The organism is Microcoleus sp. PH2017_12_PCY_D_A, from assembly GCF_020738565.1.
In the GTDB taxonomy this organism is placed as follows: Bacteria; Cyanobacteriota; Cyanobacteriia; order Cyanobacteriales; family Microcoleaceae; genus Microcoleus.
The window spans coordinates 1-20,736 of sequence record NZ_JAEQCI010000100.1; the positions used below are offsets into that span (position 1 = coordinate 1).

Annotated in this window: 19 protein-coding genes; 12 read left to right on the forward strand and 7 right to left on the reverse strand. The window is 44.8% G+C overall.

Annotated features, from left to right (window positions below; translation table 11 throughout):
- Positions 1–154: 154 nt before the first annotated feature.
- From folB to JGK39_RS25180, 3 genes are all read right to left on the reverse strand, one after another.
- Positions 155–520 carry a dihydroneopterin aldolase gene (folB, locus tag JGK39_RS25170; RefSeq protein ID WP_293259042.1) on the reverse strand — a complete coding sequence of 122 codons (366 nt, stop codon included), beginning with the start codon at positions 518–520 and terminating at the stop codon, positions 155–157.
- A 142-nt stretch (positions 521–662) separates the two neighbouring features.
- Positions 663–2,030 (reverse strand): serine/threonine-protein kinase, encoded by a 1,368-nt coding sequence (locus tag JGK39_RS25175; RefSeq protein WP_293259044.1) that lies wholly within the window; start codon positions 2,028–2,030, stop codon positions 663–665.
- Positions 2,031–2,657: 627 nt separating this feature from the next.
- Entirely contained in the window at positions 2,658–3,938 is a 1,281-nt protein-coding gene (locus JGK39_RS25180) for a glutamate-5-semialdehyde dehydrogenase (RefSeq protein ID WP_293259046.1), read from the reverse strand.
- A 219-nt stretch (positions 3,939–4,157) separates the two neighbouring features.
- Here JGK39_RS25180 and JGK39_RS25185 point away from each other — a divergent pair, with 219 nt between their 5' ends.
- The 3 genes from JGK39_RS25185 (at position 4,158) to JGK39_RS25195 (ending at position 6,942) form a co-directional block, all read left to right on the forward strand.
- Complete coding sequence (locus tag JGK39_RS25185) at positions 4,158–5,870, forward strand: zinc metalloprotease HtpX (protein ID WP_293297737.1); 1,713 nt, start codon at positions 4,158–4,160, stop codon at positions 5,868–5,870.
- 455 nt (positions 5,871–6,325) lie between these two features.
- Complete coding sequence (locus JGK39_RS25190) at positions 6,326–6,556, forward strand: type II toxin-antitoxin system Phd/YefM family antitoxin (RefSeq protein ID WP_293259050.1); 231 nt, start codon at positions 6,326–6,328, stop codon at positions 6,554–6,556.
- The gene (locus JGK39_RS25195; RefSeq protein WP_293297733.1) at positions 6,553–6,942 is read left to right on the forward strand and encodes a type II toxin-antitoxin system VapC family toxin; all 390 of its coding nucleotides are present in this window, start codon (positions 6,553–6,555) and stop codon (positions 6,940–6,942) included. Before JGK39_RS25190 ends, JGK39_RS25195 begins: the two co-directional genes overlap by 4 nt.
- 191 nt (positions 6,943–7,133) lie before the next feature.
- Here the strand turns inward: JGK39_RS25195 and JGK39_RS25200 are convergent, their stop codons facing one another.
- Positions 7,134–7,811, reverse strand: a complete 678-nt coding sequence (locus JGK39_RS25200) for a hypothetical protein (protein WP_293297731.1) — start codon at positions 7,809–7,811, stop codon at positions 7,134–7,136.
- 255 nt (positions 7,812–8,066) lie between these two features.
- On the opposite strand from JGK39_RS25200, the gene JGK39_RS25205 reads away from it, so the two are divergent.
- From JGK39_RS25205 to JGK39_RS25240, 8 genes are all read left to right on the forward strand, one after another.
- Positions 8,067–9,467: an NB-ARC domain-containing protein gene (locus JGK39_RS25205; RefSeq protein WP_293297728.1), complete on the forward strand. Its 1,401-nt coding sequence runs from the start codon at positions 8,067–8,069 to the stop codon at positions 9,465–9,467.
- 83 nt (positions 9,468–9,550) lie between these two features.
- Positions 9,551–10,147: a Uma2 family endonuclease gene (locus JGK39_RS25210; protein ID WP_293259058.1), complete on the forward strand. Its 597-nt coding sequence runs from the start codon at positions 9,551–9,553 to the stop codon at positions 10,145–10,147.
- Positions 10,148–10,559: 412 nt separating this feature from the next.
- Positions 10,560–11,531 carry an SMP-30/gluconolactonase/LRE family protein gene (locus JGK39_RS25215; RefSeq protein WP_293259060.1) on the forward strand — a complete coding sequence of 324 codons (972 nt, stop codon included), beginning with the start codon at positions 10,560–10,562 and terminating at the stop codon, positions 11,529–11,531.
- A gap of 324 nt (positions 11,532–11,855) precedes the next feature.
- The gene (locus JGK39_RS25220; protein WP_293259062.1) at positions 11,856–13,592 is read left to right on the forward strand and encodes a hypothetical protein; all 1,737 of its coding nucleotides are present in this window, start codon (positions 11,856–11,858) and stop codon (positions 13,590–13,592) included.
- Positions 13,593–13,723: 131 nt separating this feature from the next.
- Entirely contained in the window at positions 13,724–14,320 is a 597-nt protein-coding gene (locus tag JGK39_RS25225) for a Uma2 family endonuclease (RefSeq protein ID WP_293259064.1), read from the forward strand.
- Positions 14,321–14,433: 113 nt separating this feature from the next.
- A complete protein-coding gene (locus JGK39_RS25230) occupies positions 14,434–16,044 on the forward strand; it encodes a DUF1565 domain-containing protein (protein ID WP_293259066.1) in 1,611 nt (536 codons plus the stop codon).
- A gap of 207 nt (positions 16,045–16,251) precedes the next feature.
- Positions 16,252–16,587, forward strand: coding sequence for a photosystem II reaction center protein Psb28 (gene psb28 / locus JGK39_RS25235; RefSeq protein ID WP_293259068.1), 336 nt, complete (start codon positions 16,252–16,254; stop codon positions 16,585–16,587).
- 83 nt (positions 16,588–16,670) lie between these two features.
- Entirely contained in the window at positions 16,671–17,177 is a 507-nt protein-coding gene (locus JGK39_RS25240) for a molybdenum cofactor biosynthesis protein B (RefSeq protein ID WP_293259070.1), read from the forward strand.
- 59 nt (positions 17,178–17,236) lie between these two features.
- Here JGK39_RS25240 and JGK39_RS25245 read toward each other — a convergent pair whose 3' ends face one another.
- The 3 genes from JGK39_RS25245 to JGK39_RS25255 form a co-directional block, all read right to left on the reverse strand.
- Positions 17,237–17,623 carry a tautomerase family protein gene (locus JGK39_RS25245; protein WP_293259072.1) on the reverse strand — a complete coding sequence of 129 codons (387 nt, stop codon included), beginning with the start codon at positions 17,621–17,623 and terminating at the stop codon, positions 17,237–17,239.
- Between the two features lie 167 nt (positions 17,624–17,790).
- Positions 17,791–18,114, reverse strand: coding sequence for a hypothetical protein (locus JGK39_RS25250; protein ID WP_293259074.1), 324 nt, complete (start codon positions 18,112–18,114; stop codon positions 17,791–17,793).
- 197 nt (positions 18,115–18,311) lie between these two features.
- Positions 18,312–19,247: a class I SAM-dependent methyltransferase gene (locus tag JGK39_RS25255; protein ID WP_293259076.1), complete on the reverse strand. Its 936-nt coding sequence runs from the start codon at positions 19,245–19,247 to the stop codon at positions 18,312–18,314.
- Positions 19,248–19,756: 509 nt separating this feature from the next.
- Between JGK39_RS25255 and JGK39_RS25260 the strand changes: the two genes are divergently transcribed.
- Positions 19,757–20,659, forward strand: coding sequence for a hypothetical protein (locus tag JGK39_RS25260; protein ID WP_293259078.1), 903 nt, complete (start codon positions 19,757–19,759; stop codon positions 20,657–20,659).
- Positions 20,660–20,736: the final 77 nt, after the last annotated feature.

Sequence of the window (20,736 nt, forward strand, 5' to 3'; positions counted from 1 at the left end):
GGATTACCCATGGGGCTAGAAACCCGGTTTCTACGACTTTTGCGACGAGGAACGATAAATTACGCAAGAAACCGGGTTTCTGAGGTCTGCGCGCGTCAGCAAACTCAAATTATATTTGTAGGGAGCGGCACTGCGTGTCCTTACTCGCAACCAGTTAATTACTGTCTTTGGTTCTAGTAATTTCGAGAGTAATTCTGCCGCCGAAGTCGGGGATGGGAGCGGCCGGTTTTGAGAGCTGTACTTTGACTTTTTCGAGTAAAGGCAGTTCTAAAAGCGCTTGGGCGATCGCATCTGCTAACCGTTCGATCAATAAAAACTTCGAGTTTTTGACTAACTCTTGAATCAGAGTAATGGCACTCCGGTAATCCAGAGTATGTTCAATATCATCACTTTTGCCAGCTTTCGACAAATCTAGCCAGAGAGTGACATCCACCTCAAACCGCTGTCCCAACACTTGCTCTTCCGGCAAATAGCCCGTGTAGCCGTAGCAGCGAATACCTGTAAGTTGAATACAATCCATTGTGAAATAAACTAAAAGTGCATTGCCTATACTAATTTGTATTAAACCAGATAAAGTTCTCCTTCTCTTCCCTCTCTTCCTTTCTCCCCTCTGCGCCCTCTGCGCCCTCTGTGGTTAAATCACTCTTATTCTATCTTAAATATCAAAGCTGCTCTCCCTTCTCCAACCTGTCCAGAAAATCCTCAGCAACCTGACACCATTTATTTCTCATGCCCGCATCTTCTGGCTTTTCTGTCAAGGTGCGACCTTGTAATTCTGGATATTTATTGTAAAATAATTCATCTACTTTATGATAAAAAATATCCGGCTCAATATTAAGATTTTTGCGGCGCTTGCCAATCTTTTCTTGACGCGCGATTTCTGCATCCAAAGACGGATTTGGAAGTGGCTGGAGTTTTGGAAATTTGGGCATTTCAGGTAACTTTGGGAGAGTAAAACCAGATTTTATCGCACTAAAGGCTAGAATTCCCGGCAATAAAACTACGCTTAAACTCGCTAGGCTTTTCCAAGGAATTAACTTAAATTTGCTGGTGTTGCTGTTAACTACTTGATTGTTTTGCACAACAGGAGGAGTGTTGTTGGTAGCCGTTTGAGTGGTGTGTTTGAAGGGGCGCCCGACAAAGTTCACCGTCACCATTTGGGAGATGATGTTGCCAATTTGGGATAATTTTGGATCTTTGAGGGCTTGGCGGACTTCTTTTGCAGACCCGTAGCGATCGCCCGGTGGTTCTGCTAGCATCTTATCCAACACAGTCCCGAGGTTTTGACTGACGGTGACGTGCGATCGCCAATCCCAAGTTTTCTGATTAACATCGTACAGTTTTTGAGGCTTTTTGCCGCTTAGCAGCACCAAGGCGGTGACGGCTAAAGCATACAAATCGCTAGCGGGAGTAACTTTTCCGTGTCGCATTTGTTCTGGGGGCGAATAACCTTGTTTGCCGATCGCCGTTGCAGGTTGTCCGCTAAACTGAAATACGGCCGTTGCTGCGATTTGCTTGACTGAACCGAAATCAATTAAAAACGGTAATTTGTCAACACTGTGCTGAATGATGTTGTCGGGCGAAACATCGCGGTGAATTAAATTGCGGGAATGGATGTATTCTAAAACTGGTAAAAGCTGAAATAGCAGTTGAGTAACTTCGGGTTCGGTAAAATTTTTACCTTGCTGCTGGCGGGATATAAGTATTTCTTCGTAAGTTTGACCGGGGATGTAGTCTTGAACTAAAAATAAAGATGGATTTCCGTCTAAATCGGTTCGCAGCAGTTCTCGAAAGCGGGGGATTTGCGGGTGTTGGAGGTGGTAAAGCATACTCGCTTCGCGATCGAACAATTCGGCGGCTTTTGGGCTTTGAACCACCGGGGAAAACTCTTTGAGCACGCATTGTTCGCCGTAGCGGTTGATATCTTCTGCGAGGTAAGTGCGCCCGAAGCCGCCGCGGCCTAATTCGCGGATGATGCGGTAGCGTTTTTCGAGGGTGGAACCTGGGGCGAGGGGGGAGGGGTTGGACATAAACCAGGGCGGATTGTTCGATTTGGGGAGTCGCGGAGCACAGTATAGCTTATTGTAGCTAGGTTTGGTTGAATGCGAGGGCGATCGTATATTAGATTTGAATTGCATAAATCTTTGATTGATCGACCGCTGATTTCAAGCAGATTAACGCAGATTAACGCAGATATTTTCAAGAAGAGCGAGGGAAAGAAAGCAAAAGCTATATTAAAATACTCAGACTAATCAAATTTATTTTTATTTACAGGGGAAATCAATCTGGAACTTATTGTTAGCAATAGAAGTTAAGCTGGTGGGTTGAAAATCACATATTTAGTTACGCTCAATTAATCCGAAATGGTGCTTAGCCATTTACAAAAATCATCGTGTGTCATTGGATGACGTTCGCCGGATTTCTCCAAAACTTCCTGGACTACTTCAGCCATTGTTGGCTCATAATCGGGGTGTGCTTGTTCGATCGCTCCAAGTATAGCATTTTTGAGATTGATTAAGACTTGGCAGTAGTCATCGTCAGCCCAAACATCAGTTTCACGGATATAGCAATCCTACGTTTGCATTCAAATTATATTTTTTTGACTGCATTGCGATCGTTCTTCTCGCTTATAAACAGAACGATCGCACTTTTCTATTCTACAACTCCCGATGAGTAAACCCCTTCGCATCTTGCCCCACATAACTCGCGGCAATATGGCCATCTCCAACGACTCGATACTTATAAGTAATCAAACCTTCTAAACCAACCGGCCCGCGAGGCGGCATTTGCTGCGTGCTAATCCCCACTTCTGCGCCGAAACCGTAGCGGAAACCGTCAGAAAATCGAGTCGAACAATTGTGATAAACTCCGGCCGCATCTACTCCATTTAAAAATGTTTCGGCGGCTTCGCTGTCTTCGGTAACAATTGCATCTGTGTGTCGGGAACCGTAAGTATTGATGTGATTAACTGCTTCTTCTACAGAATCTACTATTTTGATTGACAAAATCAAATCGCTGTATTCTGTAGACCAATCTTCCTCATTTGCTTCGGCAATATCCAAGATGGTGCGAGTTGGTTCGTCTCCCCGCAGTTCGACTTTTTTTTGCTGCAAAGCTTGGGCGACAGCGGGCAGGAAATTATGGGCAATATCCCTGTGAACTAACAAGGTTTCAATGGCATTGCAAGCGGCCGGATACTGAGTTTTGGCATCGACCGAAATCTCTACTGCTTTCTGAATGTCCGCTGCTTTGTCTGCGTACAAATGACAAATTCCGTCGGCGTGTCCCAGGACGGGAATTCGGGTATTTTCCTGCACGAACCGCACGAAGGAATTAGAACCTCTGGGAATAATCAAATCTACATATTCATCCATTTTTAGCAGTTCGATGGTTTCTTCTCGGGTGGTGAGCAACTGCACGGCGGCGGGATTCACTGCGGTTTCTGCTAATGCTTGGTGGATGACTTTTGTCAATATTTCGCAGGAACGGACGGCTTCTTTCCCGCCTTTGAGAATGACGCCGTTGCCGGATTTGATTGCCAAGGATACTATCTGAATTAAGGCTTCTGGGCGCGCTTCAAAAATAATGCCTAAAACGCCTAAAGGACAGGTAACGCGCTTCAGAATTAATCCTGCATCCAATTCGCGGTGGATTTGGACGGCACCAATCGGATCGGGGAGTTTGGCAACATCTCGCACGCCCGCGATCGCACTTTTCAACTTTACTTCATCCAACTTCAGGCGATCGTACAGCGGTTTGGCAATTCCATCCGCCTCAGCAGCTTGGCGATCGGCCGCATTCGCCGCCAAAATGTCCGGCGCAGAAGCTTCTAAAGCCTTAGCAATCGCTTCAATAGCTTGATTTTTGGCATCGGCGGACAAAACTGCCAATTTCCTAGCAGCTTGGCGGGTTTTTTGGGCAATTTCAATAATCGACATAGCAGTAAGTTTTAAAGAGTTTTGATTTTTGGGTTTTGAGGTGGGAATTGAATTCCACGAAATTAATTCGGCGGGCGGTTTTCAATCTTAACAATTTACAGGAAATTATATATTTTTGTTGAGACCCTTTACCGCGCTCCGCAATTACAGGTTAAAACAGTGAAGTATAGATAAAATCCCACGGTGATTACCATTTGTCAATAACCTTAGGAGATTATTATGTCATCTCAAGCTCCTTTACGCAAGGCAGGGCGATCGCCCAAAGCCGGCATTAAACTGATCCAGAAAACTGGTGGAAATCTCGTTTTAGCTTCCGGCGTCACCATCATCCTGCTATGCGGTATGGTGTTGGCGCTATCCTTAGCCACAGTTTTCATTATCAACAGTCCCGATCCAGTGGCCGGATTGGCGATCGCACTTCCCATAACCCTGATTTTTAACATCGCAGCTTTTTTCCTATCGCCTTACTTGATGGACTTAACCCAAAATTGGCTCTACAATACCCGCTGGGTTTCCCTAGCAGAAATAGAAAGCCTGAGTCCCGAAACAGCAAAAGTTATTCAGAAGGTTTGCAAACAGAAAAACCTCACTCAGCCGCGTTTAGGAATTATCGACGACCAAAACCCCACAGCTTTTACTTACGGTTCCTTTCCTAACAGCGCTCGCTTAGTCGTCAGTCAAGGTCTTTTCACCTATTTAGACGACGATGAAATTGCCACTGTTTACGCCCACGAACTCGGTCACATCGTCCACTGGGACTTTGCAGTAATGACTTTAGCTTCGACTTTGGTACAAATTACTTACTTAATTTATACTACAGCTCAAAGGCTCGGTCGCAGCGGGGGAGACAAAGCAAAAGATGCGGCCGGTACTGTAGCTGCTGTTGCTTATTTGTTTTACATCGCCGGCACTTATTTGTTGCTGTATTTGTCGCGGACGCGAGAATATTTTGCCGACCATTTTGCCGCCGAAACTACCGGGAACCCCAACGCTTTATCGCGCGCTTTGGTAAAAATTGCTTACGGTATTTTGGAAGAAGGACAAAGAGCAACGGAACCCAGCCGCTTGTTAGAAGGAACTCGCGCTTTGGGCATTTACGATGCCAAAGCTGCGGCATCTAGCGGTACTGCTTACCGGATTTCGTCGGAACCCGAAAAAATTGGGCGAGTGTTTCTGTGGGATATGTTTAATCCGTGGGGTTGGTGGATGGAATTGAATTCGACTCACCCGCTGACTGGTAAGCGAGTTCGCGCTTTGAGCACCTATGCAGAACAATTAGGCTTGGATATTGAGTTTGATATGGGACGGATTGTGGGCGAAGGCCGCAATTTGAGCAAGCGGAAATTGTACGGAAATTTCTTTTTCGATTTGCTGCTGTACAGTGCGGAAACTTTGGGGTTGGCGGTGGGTTTTGCGATCGGCATTTCCCTCTCGGCTGCGAACCCGATGATGATGGTTGCTTGTCCTTTAATCGGTTTGGGCGCGGGAATTTTAGTCAAAGCTTTGGTGATGTTTCCGAATTACGCACAAGCCGAAGAGTTGGATGTTTTAACTTTAATGTCTGACCCTTATGCAAGTCCTTTGCGCGGTCAACCTGCGAAACTGCAAGGCGAATTAATTGGTCGCGGTGATGCGGGTTATGCGTTTGGTTCCGATCTGAAATTGCAAGACAGAACGGGGATGATTTATCTGCGCTACGCTTCTCGTTTTGGGCCGATTGGTAATTTCCTTTTTGGGATGAAACGGGTTAAAAGTTTGATCGGGATGGATGTTAGTGCTTTGGGTTGGTTCCGCCGGGGTGTGGCGCCTTGGATGGATTTGATTCAGCTTGAAAGCGATAGCGGAACGGCGGTTAACAGTTATCACCGTTTCTGGTCTTTTGTGATGGGGATTTGTGCGATCGCGATCGGTATTGCAGTTCTATTTCTGTAATTTCCAGCTTAAGATTTGAAAGGACTGAAGTCCTTACTACAAACCTGGTTCGTAGTGAGGACTTCAGTCCTTTTAAGTCAGGGTTAAGGACTAGAGGATTAGTGTCAAATTAAGCAATATATGTCAGAAAGGGCGATCGCCCTACAGGATAGCTACGCTTCACGCCCCTGTGTGCAATCATCGCCCTTTGAGATGGTGGAAATCGATCGGATTGTCAGTGGAAACGGAGGTTGGAGTGACAGGAGGGTTAAGGGAATATGCTTGGTGGGGCGATGCCAAAGGTCGGCTTCGCCTACGCCCGTCAGAGCAAGCTATGGGATAAAGTATTGACACACTAGCTAACTTGTATAATAGAGTTATTAGGAGGATTATGAGAGATTAAAATGCTTTAAAAGAAGGATTGCTGATGGCTCAGGCTCGGATATCAACTATCAAAAACTATTTACGGTCGAAAAATGATACAAATTACCACGACTGAATTACCCCAAACCCTCCAGACTCTATTTATAGAGGTCGAACGTACCAAAACCCCCCTCACCATCATCCATGAAGGAAAACCATTAGTGATTATCTATCCTGCCACTACCGAAACCCAACGCCCCGCATTTGGCACAATGAAAGGAAGCGGTGAAATATTAGGAGATTTAATTGCTCCTGTCGCCCAACCCTGGGAGGTTTTAGAATGAAAATTTTACTCGATACCCATATTTGGCTTTGGTATTTACTCGGCAACGAACGCCTATCGCTCCAACTTCAAACGGCCATTTCCGATCCTAATACTGAACTTTGGTTGAGTCCAATTAGCATTTGGGAGACGCTCATCCTTGCAGAAAAAGGACGGATATCTTTACAGCCATATCCGGTTACATGGGTTAATTTAGCTTTAAAAACTTTGGAAACTCGTGAAGCCCCAATGAATCATGCCATTGCCATTTTAAGTCGCGAGATTGCACTACCCCATCAAGACCCCGGAGACCGATTTATTGCCGCCACAGCTATTTACTATGGGTTAACATTAGCTACAGTTGATGCCAATCTTACAGGTAATTCGGTGCTACAAACACTCAGTTAGGCAATATTCTATATTTCTGTAGGCGCGATCGCACTTTTTTGCTGGGACGAGATCCCTACAGGATAGCTACGCTTCACGCCCCTGTGTGCAATCATCGCCCTTTGAGATGGTGGAAATGGATCGGATTGTCAGTGGAAACGGAGGTTGGAGTGACAGGAGGGTTAAGCGAATATGCTTGGTGGGCGATCGCACTACTTTCTTTCACGCAATGCCTTTTCAAACCGCTCCGTCAGCATAATCATCATCAAAGGCTCTGCGATCCCCCCGAAGAATGGAACTGAGCGTATGATAGCTAATAACATAAGCGTTGGGTCAACTGTTTTATTAAGAGTTCCTAAAATTGCTCTTTCTGCGGCTTGACGGGTATATGAACGACAGATAACATTCGCATTTTTCATGTACACGTCAATCCGATCAGATGCGTTATTTACAGATATTAACTGAAGGTAAATACGATCTCCTGGATTCAATAACTGAATGCTTAGATCGAGGCTATGCTGACTCTGTGATTTGCTAATTTCCCCAAAACCCACTGCCGGCTGAGTCTTTATACTGTAACCAATAATCTTTGCCTTATCATCCAACCGTATCAAACATGGTTGATTTCCAACTGCTTGATTACCAGAATTAAATACTTCAAGATTGAACAGAAACACAGAGCTTGCCTGTTCTCCTGAATATTTTATCTCTAATTTAGTGCGAATTGTATCTGAAAAAGACAATAATGAGGAAGCATCGTTAATAATGCAATCAACTCGTCTCACTTGACTTGTTTTTTTTGCTATCCACATGGATACTCCTGCCGTTATAACCGAGCCACCAACCCCACCAAGGATTGCCGCAATTGTAGGATTTTCATACCAATTCATCTATTTTGTTACTCCCGATTTTGTAACACAATAACTGGCAAAATATATGTTAAGATTCATCGTGGAAACTACCACATAGTTATATTTTTTTCATTATCCTTGATAAATTAAAGCTTTGCCGACTCAAAAATGTTCAATTTTGTTGGCAATTTTGTCTCCCATTCAAACTCGCAAATCGAAAAATGTTGGCAAATGCCAGAAAATGTTGGAAAAAGTTAGGTATAATACGGAAAATCACAACATCTGCGATGCCGCATGAATCTTAAGGAAGTGTTACAAATGGCTGATGAGATGGTATTTGCCCAAACTGGTAAGCATCTTGATGACTTACAAGAGGCGATTCTGCGGGGAACCATGCAAAGTGAGAAATACACCAAAATTGCCGAGGAGAGTCACTGTAACGAGAGTTATGTTAGGGATGTTGGATCAAAATTATGGCAAATTCTCTCAGAAGGATTAGGGGAAGAAGTAAGTAAAACAAATTTACGATCTACAATGGGAAGGTTTATATTTTCAAATGTCTCTAACTTTAACAAAGAGGCTATAGCGATTGGTAGTTTTGAAAAAGATGTTGTAGCAATTGATAGCTTCAACATCTGTGGAGAAGCTAGACACCCGCCAAACATACCAAACTCACACCCACAAAATCAAGAAACCTCGCATCAAGATTTAAGCCAGATGCCACAATTAGGTGCTTTCTACGATCGCACTTCCGCACTCAAAACCCTCACAACCTCGATTCTACAACAAAACAACCCCCTCACAACCATCACCGGCATGAGCGGCATCGGCAAAACCACACTAGCAGTACAACTCGTCCAACAAATCAAAGACGAGTTTGAATACGTCATTTGGTGCAACCTCGACACATCCCCCACACTCCCGGAATTTGAAGCCAACTTAATCGAGTTTTTCTCCCACTCCCAAAAGCAAGATTCACCGACAACTAACCAGAAAGCATTACCCCTAATTAAATATTTACAAAAACATCGCTGCTTAGTAGTCTTAGATGACCTTCACAATTTGTTCAGCAGCGGCCAATTAGCAGGAAAATATAAACCAGAACACGAAGAATATCGCTCTTTATTCAAAAAAATAGAAAAAATATCCCATCAAAGTTGCTTCCTACTAATCGGTTGGGAACAACCCAGAGAAGTTACTCAAATTAAAAACCAAAATACACACATTAACACCTTACAACTCAAAGGTTTAGATATCGCAGCCGCACGGGAAATACTCAGAGATTATGGATTAGCAGACATCGACAACTGCTCAGCACTGATTCACCGCTACCAAGGCAATCCCTCCTGGTTAAAAAGCGTCGCCACTCTGATCCAAGAGTTGGGCGGATGCGTGACAGAGTTATTACCAGATGATACCATATTGTTGCCGGAAGATTTGAAAGATGTTTTACAGCAGCAGTGCGATCGCCTATCCGAACTAGAAAAACAAGTCCTCTCCTTGTTGGCGAAAGCAAGCGATACAATTAACCTCACCCAATTGCTAGATAATAGCCGAATTCCCGCATCAGACTTGGTAAATGCGCTGCAATCTCTATCGCGGCGCTGCTTGATTGAACAACAAGCAAATTTTTACACAATTTCACCTGTACTGAGGCAATATGCGATCGCCCAGAATCATCGCCGTAATATTTAACCGTCAAATTAACTTTGATTAATAGTCCCTATTTAAGTTATACTAAGGCAGGGCTACTGATTTTTATTCGGAGCATTACGCCCATGGCCGTACAAGTTTCAGAACTAATAACAATTGTTAAAGAAGAACGCTTTACCTTACCAGGTTATTATACTTGGGAGCAATTTGAGGCGCTACAAACCTTAATAGAAGATGCCCCAGGCTTGCGAATAACTTATTTAGATGGGTGTGTGGAGTTTATGACACTAGGCGAAGACCACGAACAGATCAAAAGTGTTTTGGCTATATTTATAGGACTTTACTTTTTTGAGAAAGGGATTAATTTCATTCCTGTAGGGAGTGCAACTCGCAGAAACCAGGCAAAAGACGTATCCTTTGAACCTGATGAGTCTTATTATATAGGTTCAAGGAAAGAGCATCCCGATTTAGCCGTGGAAGTGACGATTTCTAGCGGTAGCACAAATAAACTAACTAAATATCTGCGACTTCGCATCCCAGAAGTTTGGTTTTGGGAAAATAATCAGTTGGCTGTCTATCGGCTGCGCGACGATGATTATGTGCAAGTTTCAAGAAGTGAGTTTTTGCCGGAGTTGGATTTAGAATTGCTGGTACGCTGCGTTTTGATGCCTTCAATAATTGAGGCAAGGACGGAGTTTCTCAAGGGGATTCGGCCGCAGTAATTCGGCGATCACAATATGCCGCTATAAGACTCGGCGGTTGAAACCGCGGCTAGACAAACGATGTCCGGATGGTGCGCGGACTATAGAGATATAAATTAGATAGAATAATTAGTAGTCACAATTCCATTGTTTGCCATGACGCTTAAAGAATTAGAGCCTCAACTGCTGGCACTCTCTGACAACGATCGACATTAACTTATGAGCTAGTAATGCCTTGCCTAAATGCTTCAAAACTTGAAATGCCGATCGCAATAAATATTGAATGCGCGCGCGATCGTCCTAGGAGGGACACTTTTACAAAATATCTGGTAATTGCTCCCCCGCATCCCTCACAAAAATTGATAAAGGCTATATAAATGCGGTACGATCGATTTCAATACCGCTCTCAACCAATGCCATTAAGCTCGCAAACATGACAGTCAAAATTGCTACAATCATTTTGTTGTCGATCGGATTAACTTTAGCGGCAAGCAGCGCCAGCCACAAAATCAGGCGTAACTTAACAAATTTTGCCGCCCAAACGGAAAATAGGGAGGAGACAAAGACTTTGCAATCTATTATCGATCGCACCGCAAAACTAGAAAAAGTAGCACGAGATTTCCAATTTCTAGAAGGCCCGATTTGGCATCCAGACGGCTTTTTGCTGTTCAGTGACATTCCCGCCAATACTATTTATAAATTCGCCTCAAATGGGAAAGTTGAAATATTTCGCCGCCCTTCGGGAAAAGCCAACGGAAATACTTTAGACAAACAAAACCGCTTAATTACTGCCGAACACGAAAATCGGCGCGTATCCCGCACCGAAAAAGACGGCAAGGTTATCGCATTGGCGGATAGATACGAGGGCAAAAAACTCAACAGCCCCAACGATTTGGTTGTGAAATCCGACGGCAGTATTTATTTTACAGATCCGCCCTACGGTATTAATAAAGAGCAGGAAGAATTGGGTTTTTACGGTGTTTATCGGCTCGCAGCAGACGGTAAATTGACTTTGCTGGTTAAGGATTTGGTGCTGCCTAACGGCATCGCTTTTTCACCGGACGAGCAAAAACTTTATGTCAACAATTCGGAAGCGGGATACATTGCTATTTTTGATGTCAAACCGGACGGAACTGTGACAAATCAGCAGGGTTTTGCTGAGCTAAAAGATGCGAGTAAAAGCGGAGTTCCCGACGGTTTAAAAGTTGATGTAGAAGGGAATGTTTACAGCACCGGGCCCGGGGGAGTCTGGATTTTTTCGCCGGATGGCAAACTTTTGGGGAAAATTTCTGTGCCGGAAACTGCGACTAATTTGGCTTGGGGAGACAGAGATTACAAAACGCTTTACATTACCGGAAGTAAAAGTCTTTATCGAATTCGTTTAAAAATTGCAGGCCGTTTGTAGTGAGGACTTTAGTCCTTCTTTCTGAGGACTGAAGTCCTCACTACAAACACTTTTAATTAGGGGTAATTGCAGGGCTGTTTCATTCTATGAAAGCCCCAGTCCGACAGGGGTTGAAACCCCTGTCTCAAAGCTAAAGTCCTCTCTTTCTTGACTGAAGAAATGATTAGTCCTCTTCAGAGGACTTTAGCTATTAGCCAGGGACTTAAGTCCCTGGCGGGTTTCGCGAGAATGAAACAGCCCTGGGGGTAATTGACCGGGCATGATATAATTGTACTTTTGAAAATCAGTCTTTCCCAATCTCAAATCTCAAATCTCAAATCTCAAATGGTATTAATTGCTCGCTTGCACAAGTTTCTGACTGCGACTGTGGATGAAAAATCCCGATCGCACGCAATATTCTGGTTGATGCTGAGCTTGACATTTGCCGCAGTTTATGGTGTTTTGGGAATTGCTCAAGCCTTCAGCGCCGAGTATGTGGTGCAAGACGATGCGAGGCAGCACGTTTTCTGGATGATGCGGTTTGTCGATCGCCAATTGTTCCCCAACGATTTCATTGCTAATTACTTTCAATCAGTCGCCCCCGCCGGATACAGCACTCTCTACAAATTAGCAGCAACCATCGGCATTCACCCGCTATTTTTTCACAAAATATTGCCGCTATTTCTCGGCTTAATCTCCACCTATTACTGTTTTGGGCTTTGCTTGGAAATGCTGCCAGTGCCGCTGACTGGATTTATCGCTTCTTTGCTGCTAAATCAGCATATGTGGATGACAGACGATTTGGCTTCCACAACGCCCAGAGCTTTTATCTATCCGATATTTCTCGGTTTTTTATATTATTTGTCGCGGAGTTCGTTGCTGCCCTGTTTGGGAGCGATCGCCCTAATTGGATTATTCTACCCTCCCTACGCCTTAGTTGCTGCTGGCGTGTTAGTTTTGCGCCTGCTAAGCTGGGAAAACGGCCGTTTGCGCTTGTCGGGCGATCGCACAAATTACCTATTTTGCACTACCGGTTTGGGACTAATCTTTTTAGTAATGCTGCCCTACGCCTTGGATAAATCGGAATTTGGCCCGACTTATACCGCAGCAGAAGCGAAGCAAATGGGCGTATTTGCAGCCGACGGCAGAAATGCTTTTTTTCGTCCAAATCCCGTAGATTATTGGCTGACTGGTAGGGGTAGCGGGATGTTTCCCAAGTCGCTGTTTACGCCTGTAACTCACTGTGTGGGGCTGTTTTTACCGCTGCTGTTGTTTTGGCGATCGGCTTTTCCGTTAGCAAACCAGATTCAAACCAAAATTTGGCTGTTGCTTCAGCTATTTTTAGCATCCTTGGCGATGTTTTTGGCGGCTCACGCTACCGTTTTTAAGCTGTATCAGCCTGGACGCTATACTGCGTACAGCTTGCGCTTTATTGTTGCGATCGCAAGTGCGATCGCCCTGACGTTAATTATCGATGGCGTCGGTAACTGGGCATCAAAAACTGAAACAAAATTCAAGTCAAAAAATCTAGTTGCACTAATTACAATGGTGATAATTGCGATCGCCGTTGTGCTTTATCCCTGCTTAGTTGAAAAATTTCCCACAGTCGGCTATGTAGAAGGTAAAATGCCCGGTTTGTACAAATTTTTTCAGCAACAACCTCAAGATATTGTGATTGCTTCGATTGCCCCAGAAGCCGATTATCTGCCAACCTTCAGCCAGCGTTCGGTTTTGGTGGGAAAGGAATATGCCGTGCCGTATCAGAAAGGCTACTACAGCCGATTTTTGCGGCGGATTAACGATTTGATTCGCGCTCAATATACGGGCGATCGGGCTGTATTGCAAAACTTCATTAACATTTATGGAATTGATTTTTGGATGCTCGATCGCAATGCCTTAACTCTTAAATATGTAGAGGATTACGGCTGGATCGAAGACTTTGATTCTACACCGGAAGCTATACTTTATCTCAAACAAGGGAAAGTTCCTATTTTAGCACAAGCAATGACGAATTGTGCGGTTTTTGAGAATCAAGTTTTAGTAGTTTTGCAAACATCTTGCATTGCCAAATTAACCTCTTGAGTTGAAGCGGGCGGGCTCAGGGGCCTACCCCACAAGAAAACTAATTATTTGTGGAACAGGCCGGAAAGCCTGTTCTTGAGAACGGAGATGATATCAGTTATAATTCCCATAGGAGATGATGGTGCGGTTCAATGACACAAGTTCTCGATCGCGAAATTCTCGATGGGCGAGTGGTGCTCAACGGCACCTGGGAGCAATTCAAGTTAATCCAGAAGGGCTCCGAAGATTCCCCTGGGGTAAAATTGTCTTTTTTTGCAGGTGCGATCGAAATTATAATGCCGGGATTCCAACACGAAAATTTTTCGGAAATCATTGGTTACTTGGTGACAACTTTTTTGCTGGCGCAAGGCATTAGGTTTTATCCTTCTGGTTCAATGACGCAGGAAAAGACTGGAGAAGTTTCAACCCAAGCCGACAAATCCTTTTGTTTGGGACAACCTAAGTTGATTCCCGATTTGTGGATCGAGGTGGTTTATACTAGCGGTGGATTGAGCAAGTTGCCAAAATATCGGGCTTTGGGTGTGCCAGAAATCTGGTTTTGGGAGGATGGTACTTTGCGGTTGTATCACCTCCGCGAAGATGGATATGAAGAAGTAATTCAGAGTGAATTGTCAGGATTGGAAACCCTGGATATTGATTTGCTAAAACGCTGCATTTTGATGGGCGAAACTGATTTGGCTGAAGCGGTAAAGGTTTTTGGGCAGGGAATCTCGACTAGATCCGAATGAAAAAGCCTAATACCCAGGTACTCGACTTCTTCAAGAAGTCGGGTACCTGCTATTTCGGGTAACGAGAAATCAAGTATTTTGTAGGGGCAATCCCCCTGGGGTTGTCATCCCCTATGGCTGTCTTCCTAATAAAAGCTAAATATATATCCGCAGTCAAATTCGTACAGAATGAAAATTGCCTAAAAGTCGATCGCAAATTATCCATACAGCATCCATACAGCAAAAACATGGCAACACTTTACGTTAACCCCCAAACAGGCAGCGATTCAGCAGCCGGCAGCCAATCAGCCCCATTCAAAACGATCGCCCGCGCGCTCAAATCCGCTGCATCGGGAACAGTTATTCAGCTTGCAGCGGGAACTTACAGCGCAGCCAGCGGCGAACAATTTCCCTTAGACATTCCCTCAAAAGTCAAAGTAATCGGCAATGAAGCCAACAAAGGAAGCGGTACTCTAATTCAAGGAAGCGGCAAATTTGTCAGCCCCACCGCTGCGAGTCAAAATATCACCATACTGCTAGCAACAGATGCGGAATTGCGGGGAGTAACTGTCACAAATCTCGAGATTCGCGGCACCGGAGTCTGGATAGAGTCAACTTCTCCTACTGTGGCTAACTGCACTTTTACGCTTTGTAAGCGTGAAGGTGTTTTTGCCACAGGTACTGCTAATCCTGGCATTCTAGACAACAAATTTGTGGAAAACTCGGCGGCTGGGGTAATTATGGCTGGAAGCGCTCAAGGCGTGTTGCGGCGCAATGTTTTTCAAAATACTGGTTTCGGCATTTCTCTGCAAGCTCAATCGGCTCCTTTGATTGTTGACAACCAAATTGTCGCCAATCGCTCCGGTATTGTTTTAACGGGGAGCTCTAAGCCGGTTGTGCGGAAAAATCGCATTGAAAAAAATACCGAAGATGGTTTGACTGCGGTGGAAAAATCTCTGCCAGATCTTGGTACGGCTCAAGATTTAGGAGCCAATATTTTTGCCAACAATGGCGAATTTGATTTGCAAAATGCTACTGCGACTAAGATTTTTGCCCTGGGAAATACTCTCAATCCTTCGCGAGTAAAAGGTTTATTTGAGTTGGGAAATGTGACGCCAACTCCGACTCCGACTCCAACTCCAACTCCAACTCCGACTCCGACTCCTGGGGGTGTAAAGTTTAGCGATATCAGCACTCACTGGGCTAAGGATTTTATCGATCGCCTCGCTAAGATGAATATTGTTAACGGGTTTCCCGACGGCACTTTTAAACCTGATGAGAGTTTAACTAGAGCTCAGTATGCGGCGTTGTTGGCGAGGGCGTTTGAGTTGGCGCCGCGCCGTGAAGCAACGGTTTTTAAGGATGTGGCGGCGGATTTTTGGGCCCAAAGTGCGATCGTCAAAGCGAACCGAGCTGGGTTTTTGGTTGGATACCCCGACAGCACGTTTCGCCCGGAACAGAATTTGACTAAAGCTCAGGCGATCGTATCATTGGTAAACGGCTTGCAGTTTAAAGGCGGCAATCCTAATTCTTTGAGCGTTTATGCCGATCGAGCTTTAATTCCCAGTTTTTCCACCGACTCCATCGCCACCGCCACAGAGCGCAAAATCGTAGTCAACTATCCCGCCCGCGACAAGCTTTCCCCCGCCCGCGACATCACCCGCGGCGAGATATCCGCCCTCGTCTACCAAACTCTGGTAGCCACAAACCGCGCACAAGCCATTAACTCTCCCTACATCGTCTAAAGGTACGTAGTTGCGCTTCAGCGCTCTTTCTGGGATATCGGAAAAAGCGAAGAGAGCCCAACTACGTACCTGAAAAATAGCCCCTCTCCCAATCTCCCCCTCTCCCCCTCTCCCCCTCTCCCCAAGTCTTGACTTCCAAGTGTCCAAATCGTTTTATGATAAAAATATTAAGAAATTCAGCAATCTTTAAGGTTCCACTCTCAGATTATGGCTAAAATTCAATTCTCCCGGGGTATAGACGAAGATACTGTACCCGAAGTCCGCCTCACCCGTTCTAAAAGCGGAGCTCAAGGCACTGCGACGTTTATCTTTGACAATCCCAAATCTCTCAGCAACGATAGTACCCAAGACATTACTGGAATGTACATGATCGACGAAGAAGGCGAACTTCTGACTCGCGAAGTTAAGGCTAAGTTCATCAACGGTCAACCTGCGGGTTTGGAAGCTCTTTATCTGATGAAAAGTGCCGCTGACTGGGAACGCTTTATGCGTTTCATGGAACGCTACTCGGAAACAAACGGCTTAGGATTTAGCAAGGCATAATAGATAGTTGGTAATTGGTAGTTGGTAATTGGTAATTGGCCGAGAGCCGATTGCTGATTGCCGATTACTTACGACAAGAAACTATGACGCAAATTCCTCACCCCGATTTATCTAAAATAACCGTAAATTGCGCTATCATGACTGTTAGCGATACGCGCTCTGCTGACACAGACAATAGCGGTTTGTTAACGAAAAAGTTGCTGAAAGATGCAGGTCACTCTGTGGTAGCTTACACTGTTGTGAAAGATGATGCGGCAAAAATTGTATTGCAAATGCAGGCGCTTGCCCAGCGCGAAGATGTGGATGCGATCGTTTTGAGTGGCGGGACGGGTATTTCTCCACGAGATACTACCTACGATGTCATGGAGAGTTTGCTCGACAGGATTTTACCTGGATTTGGCGAGATATTTCGGTTTTTGAGCTATCAAGAAATTGGTTCGAGGGCGATCGCCTCTCGCGCGGTTGCAGGCGTGTATCAAGGCAAGTTAGTCTTTTCTCTTCCCGGATCTAGCAATGGCGTGAAACTAGCTGTCGAAAAGCTAATTTTACCAGAGTTAGTTCACTTGGTGCAGCAGTTGCGGGGAGGCTAAGGGCGGTCGATCGAGCTTTTAGCCGATCGCCCGCCTTGTGGTAAGTTAAGAGCGATCGGCTACACCTCGATTTTGTAGTTGAGTTGATGCTCGTCACCGGGTAAGCCTCGAAAACCCCAATTATGCTTGGGATTCTCAAAAATCGTGATTTCTAAATCCTGTGTGGAAATTCCAAAGGGCTGCAATCGCTCAAACAATAAACGAATCAACAGCTTTTTCATCTCGACACTGCGTCCTTCAATCATGCTCACCTCAACAATCGTGTAACGTTCTGTGCGCCCTGTAGGATAAAAAAAATCAGAGGAGTCGAACAGAAAAAATCGATGTGAACGTTTATCAGGCGGATATTGGAGTGCATCTATCACACAGGAATTAATCACATCGGAGAGTTGAGGCTTAATAGGATCGAGATGCTCTCTCAAGCCGGATATTTTGACCTGTACCATAATTCTATGTATGACAACAACTCTCTATTAAAACCTAATTACCGCGCTTTAATTTGTCGATAGCACATAAATTTAATGGTGCCAATAAGTTCGTAGTGAGGACTTCAGTCCTCATAGTTTTATGTTTTATGAGGACTGAAGTCCTCACTACCAACCTGGAGCTGACATCAAGCGATAAAAATCCCAGCAACCTTGTCTCCATTCATCGTCATCCGTGCCACAAATTCATCTCCACCATCTGCAAAACTCAGCTTCCACAAATAAACCTGAAAACCCTCTTGTGTCAACTCACCAAAATAACTAATTGAATATCCGTTTTGCAGGCGCGAACCGAGTTCATCGCTAACATGATCGAACATTTCTTGTGTAATTCCCGCTTTGTAGCCTGCATCGCCCACCGTAGTAAAAAGCTCGTAATTTTTCGATGCAGTAGCATCCAAAATAACCTGCAAACAATCAATAATTTTTTGAGGAGGGGCTGTCGGGTTCATGATGATATCCTTTATTTAGGGTTCTCTCAACACGATCTAGCTAAGACTGCTGTCTAAGTATTAATTCTACCACATTTGCGATCGAATCCAGTTTTCGAGCATCATTGACCGCCAACATTTTTGGCACTAAAATACAGTAAGGACACGGGAGTGCCGTGTCCTACCCAAGCATCTCAAATACAGTCAACTAAAAACTGCTATATCGCCTCAGCAACAATAGTCCGGTGTCGGAGAGTATTGCAGGTAATAGTCGGCGCCGCAAAACCAGAATCAACCAAAGCCTGCTCAATATTCAACCCAAAATACTGATCCAAATAAGGCTCCGTACTCTTGAGCAAAGTCAAAATATAAGGAGGCATTTTGGCATAAACTTCCGACCGAGGATTCATATCCATAATTGTCAAATGTCCGCCAGCCCGCAGCAAACGCCTCGCTTCCCGGAATACTGCCTTAGAAGCTTTCTCCGGCAGTTCGTGACAAACTAAACAAATAGAAACTAAATCAAAAGAAGCCGCAGGTAAACCAGTAGATTCAGCAGCAGCGTGCACCCAAATTGGAGATTTTTGATTAGAAAATTCCGCTTCTCGCTGTTGAGAACGGTATTGAGCAACCGACAAAAAATAAGGCGACAAATCCACCCCAGTCATCTTTGCTTCCGGATAAACATCCCCAAGCGCAAACGTACTCATTCCCACACTGCATCCCAAATCCACAATATCTTGCGGTGTTTGGGAAATTTGAGCTTTGACGATTTCGTGATAGCTAGCGCGGAGTTTAGCATCGCCTTCTGCACCCGCTTCCGGCCAAATTCCCGCATGAACTGCACGGGCTGCAACTTCAACTTCTGTAGCAGCTTCCCAACTCATATTACCTTTTTCATAAGCGTGGAATGAAGTTAGATAATATTTTGGGTAAACCAGATCGGGATTTTGGACGCTGAGCAATTCTGCATCCCAATTACGCTCTAAAAGTGCTTGCGCTTCTTCTCGCCAATGCACTCCGATTTTTTCGGCTCTGTTTATCATCATTTCCCGCGCTTGGTGCTTGGCTAGAGCGGCCAAAGGTTTGATGGAGAGTACGCCATTTACTAAACGCGATGCTAATCCCGGAGTTTTGTTAACTGCAACAGTCATATTTTATATTTTTTTGTTTTGCGCCACCTATTATAACACATTTTGCTAATTTTTAGTGATTTTAGACAATGAAACTTTACAAGGTTCGTAGTGAAGACTTTAGTCCTTTCTTGGATGCGGAAGGGAGTCATCACTACAAACCAATCTGTCCTTTCTTGGATGCGGAAGGGAGTCCTCACTACTAACCAATCTGTAATTTTTAGTGATTTTAGACAATGAAACTTTACAAGGTTCGTAGTGAGGACTTTAGTCCTTTCTTGGATGCGGACTAAAGTCCTCACTACAAACCAATCTGTCCTTTCTTGGATGCGGAAGGAAGTCCTCACTACAAACCAATCTGTCCTTTCTTGGATGCGGAAGGAAGTCCTCACTTGGATGCGGAAGGAAGTCCTCACTACAAACCAATCTTAATCTTCGGACATGATATTACCGGGAAATCTGGAATCGGATTTGCCGCAGTTGGAGTATTTGGAAGAACACTATCAAATATGGTTATTTAGGAGTTTGTTGTGAGCAAGTCAATTGTGGAATTGGTTGACAATTTGCCGGATTCTGGGATTACTGTGATGATGCTCAAGTCCCTGGATTTTGTGGTTCCGGGAGAATGGAACAATTTATCTGGTTTTGATAATACTATTCGATCGCTCACAGGGGAAACCGATCGCGCTTTAGTGCAAAAAATTCGCGCCCGGGCGATCGAGCTTTACGCCAACTCCAACGAGCCCTATCAAGGCGCAGTCAAGCTTTACCAGCTTGCAGACAGCGCTGACAGTGCCTTAGGCGCGACGGCTATGGCGAATAAAATCGGCGAAAAAATCGGCTTTCTGTCGTTTATGAGCCGCCTGACTCCCAAGGCTGACACCACTCAAACGATCGACTTGTGCGTCAAAGTGGCGATCGAGCTCATCGTCTTCTGCAAGCTCAACAAAATTTCCCTTGACAACGTGGGAAGCTTTACAAATTACTTATCAGAATACAAAAGCGAATCTCTAATGCGGATGGCTGCATTAGTATGCGCTGACGGCTTAATTCCCCTCGGCCCTGACTTCATTCGAGTAGCGCAAAATACCCTAGGTGGATTGAATCCTGCAACCTTGCAGCAAAACTCAACATTCCAAAACATCAGCAACCTAATTCCCGGCGCCAACAATGCACAAAAATTCGGATTCGTGACAGCAACATTCGCCTCAGCCCAAGGTTGGATGAACAATTTAGTGGTATCTCGCGGCTTAACACCCGCCACAGTTTTAGGCAATCTCAAGCAATACGTCGATGTTACCGATGACAAATTGGATTATGTCGCCGCATTTTTGGACATGACTACCAATTATTACGAGCATACCGGAATTCAGACAGTTGCTCGCCAATTGATCGATCGCGCTTACGCCGAAACATTATTCGCCCGGATGTAAGCTGCTGAGATTAATCAAATGCGAGGTGCTATATCATGCACCTCGCATCTTTCCAGATGATACTTCTAGACGCAAGC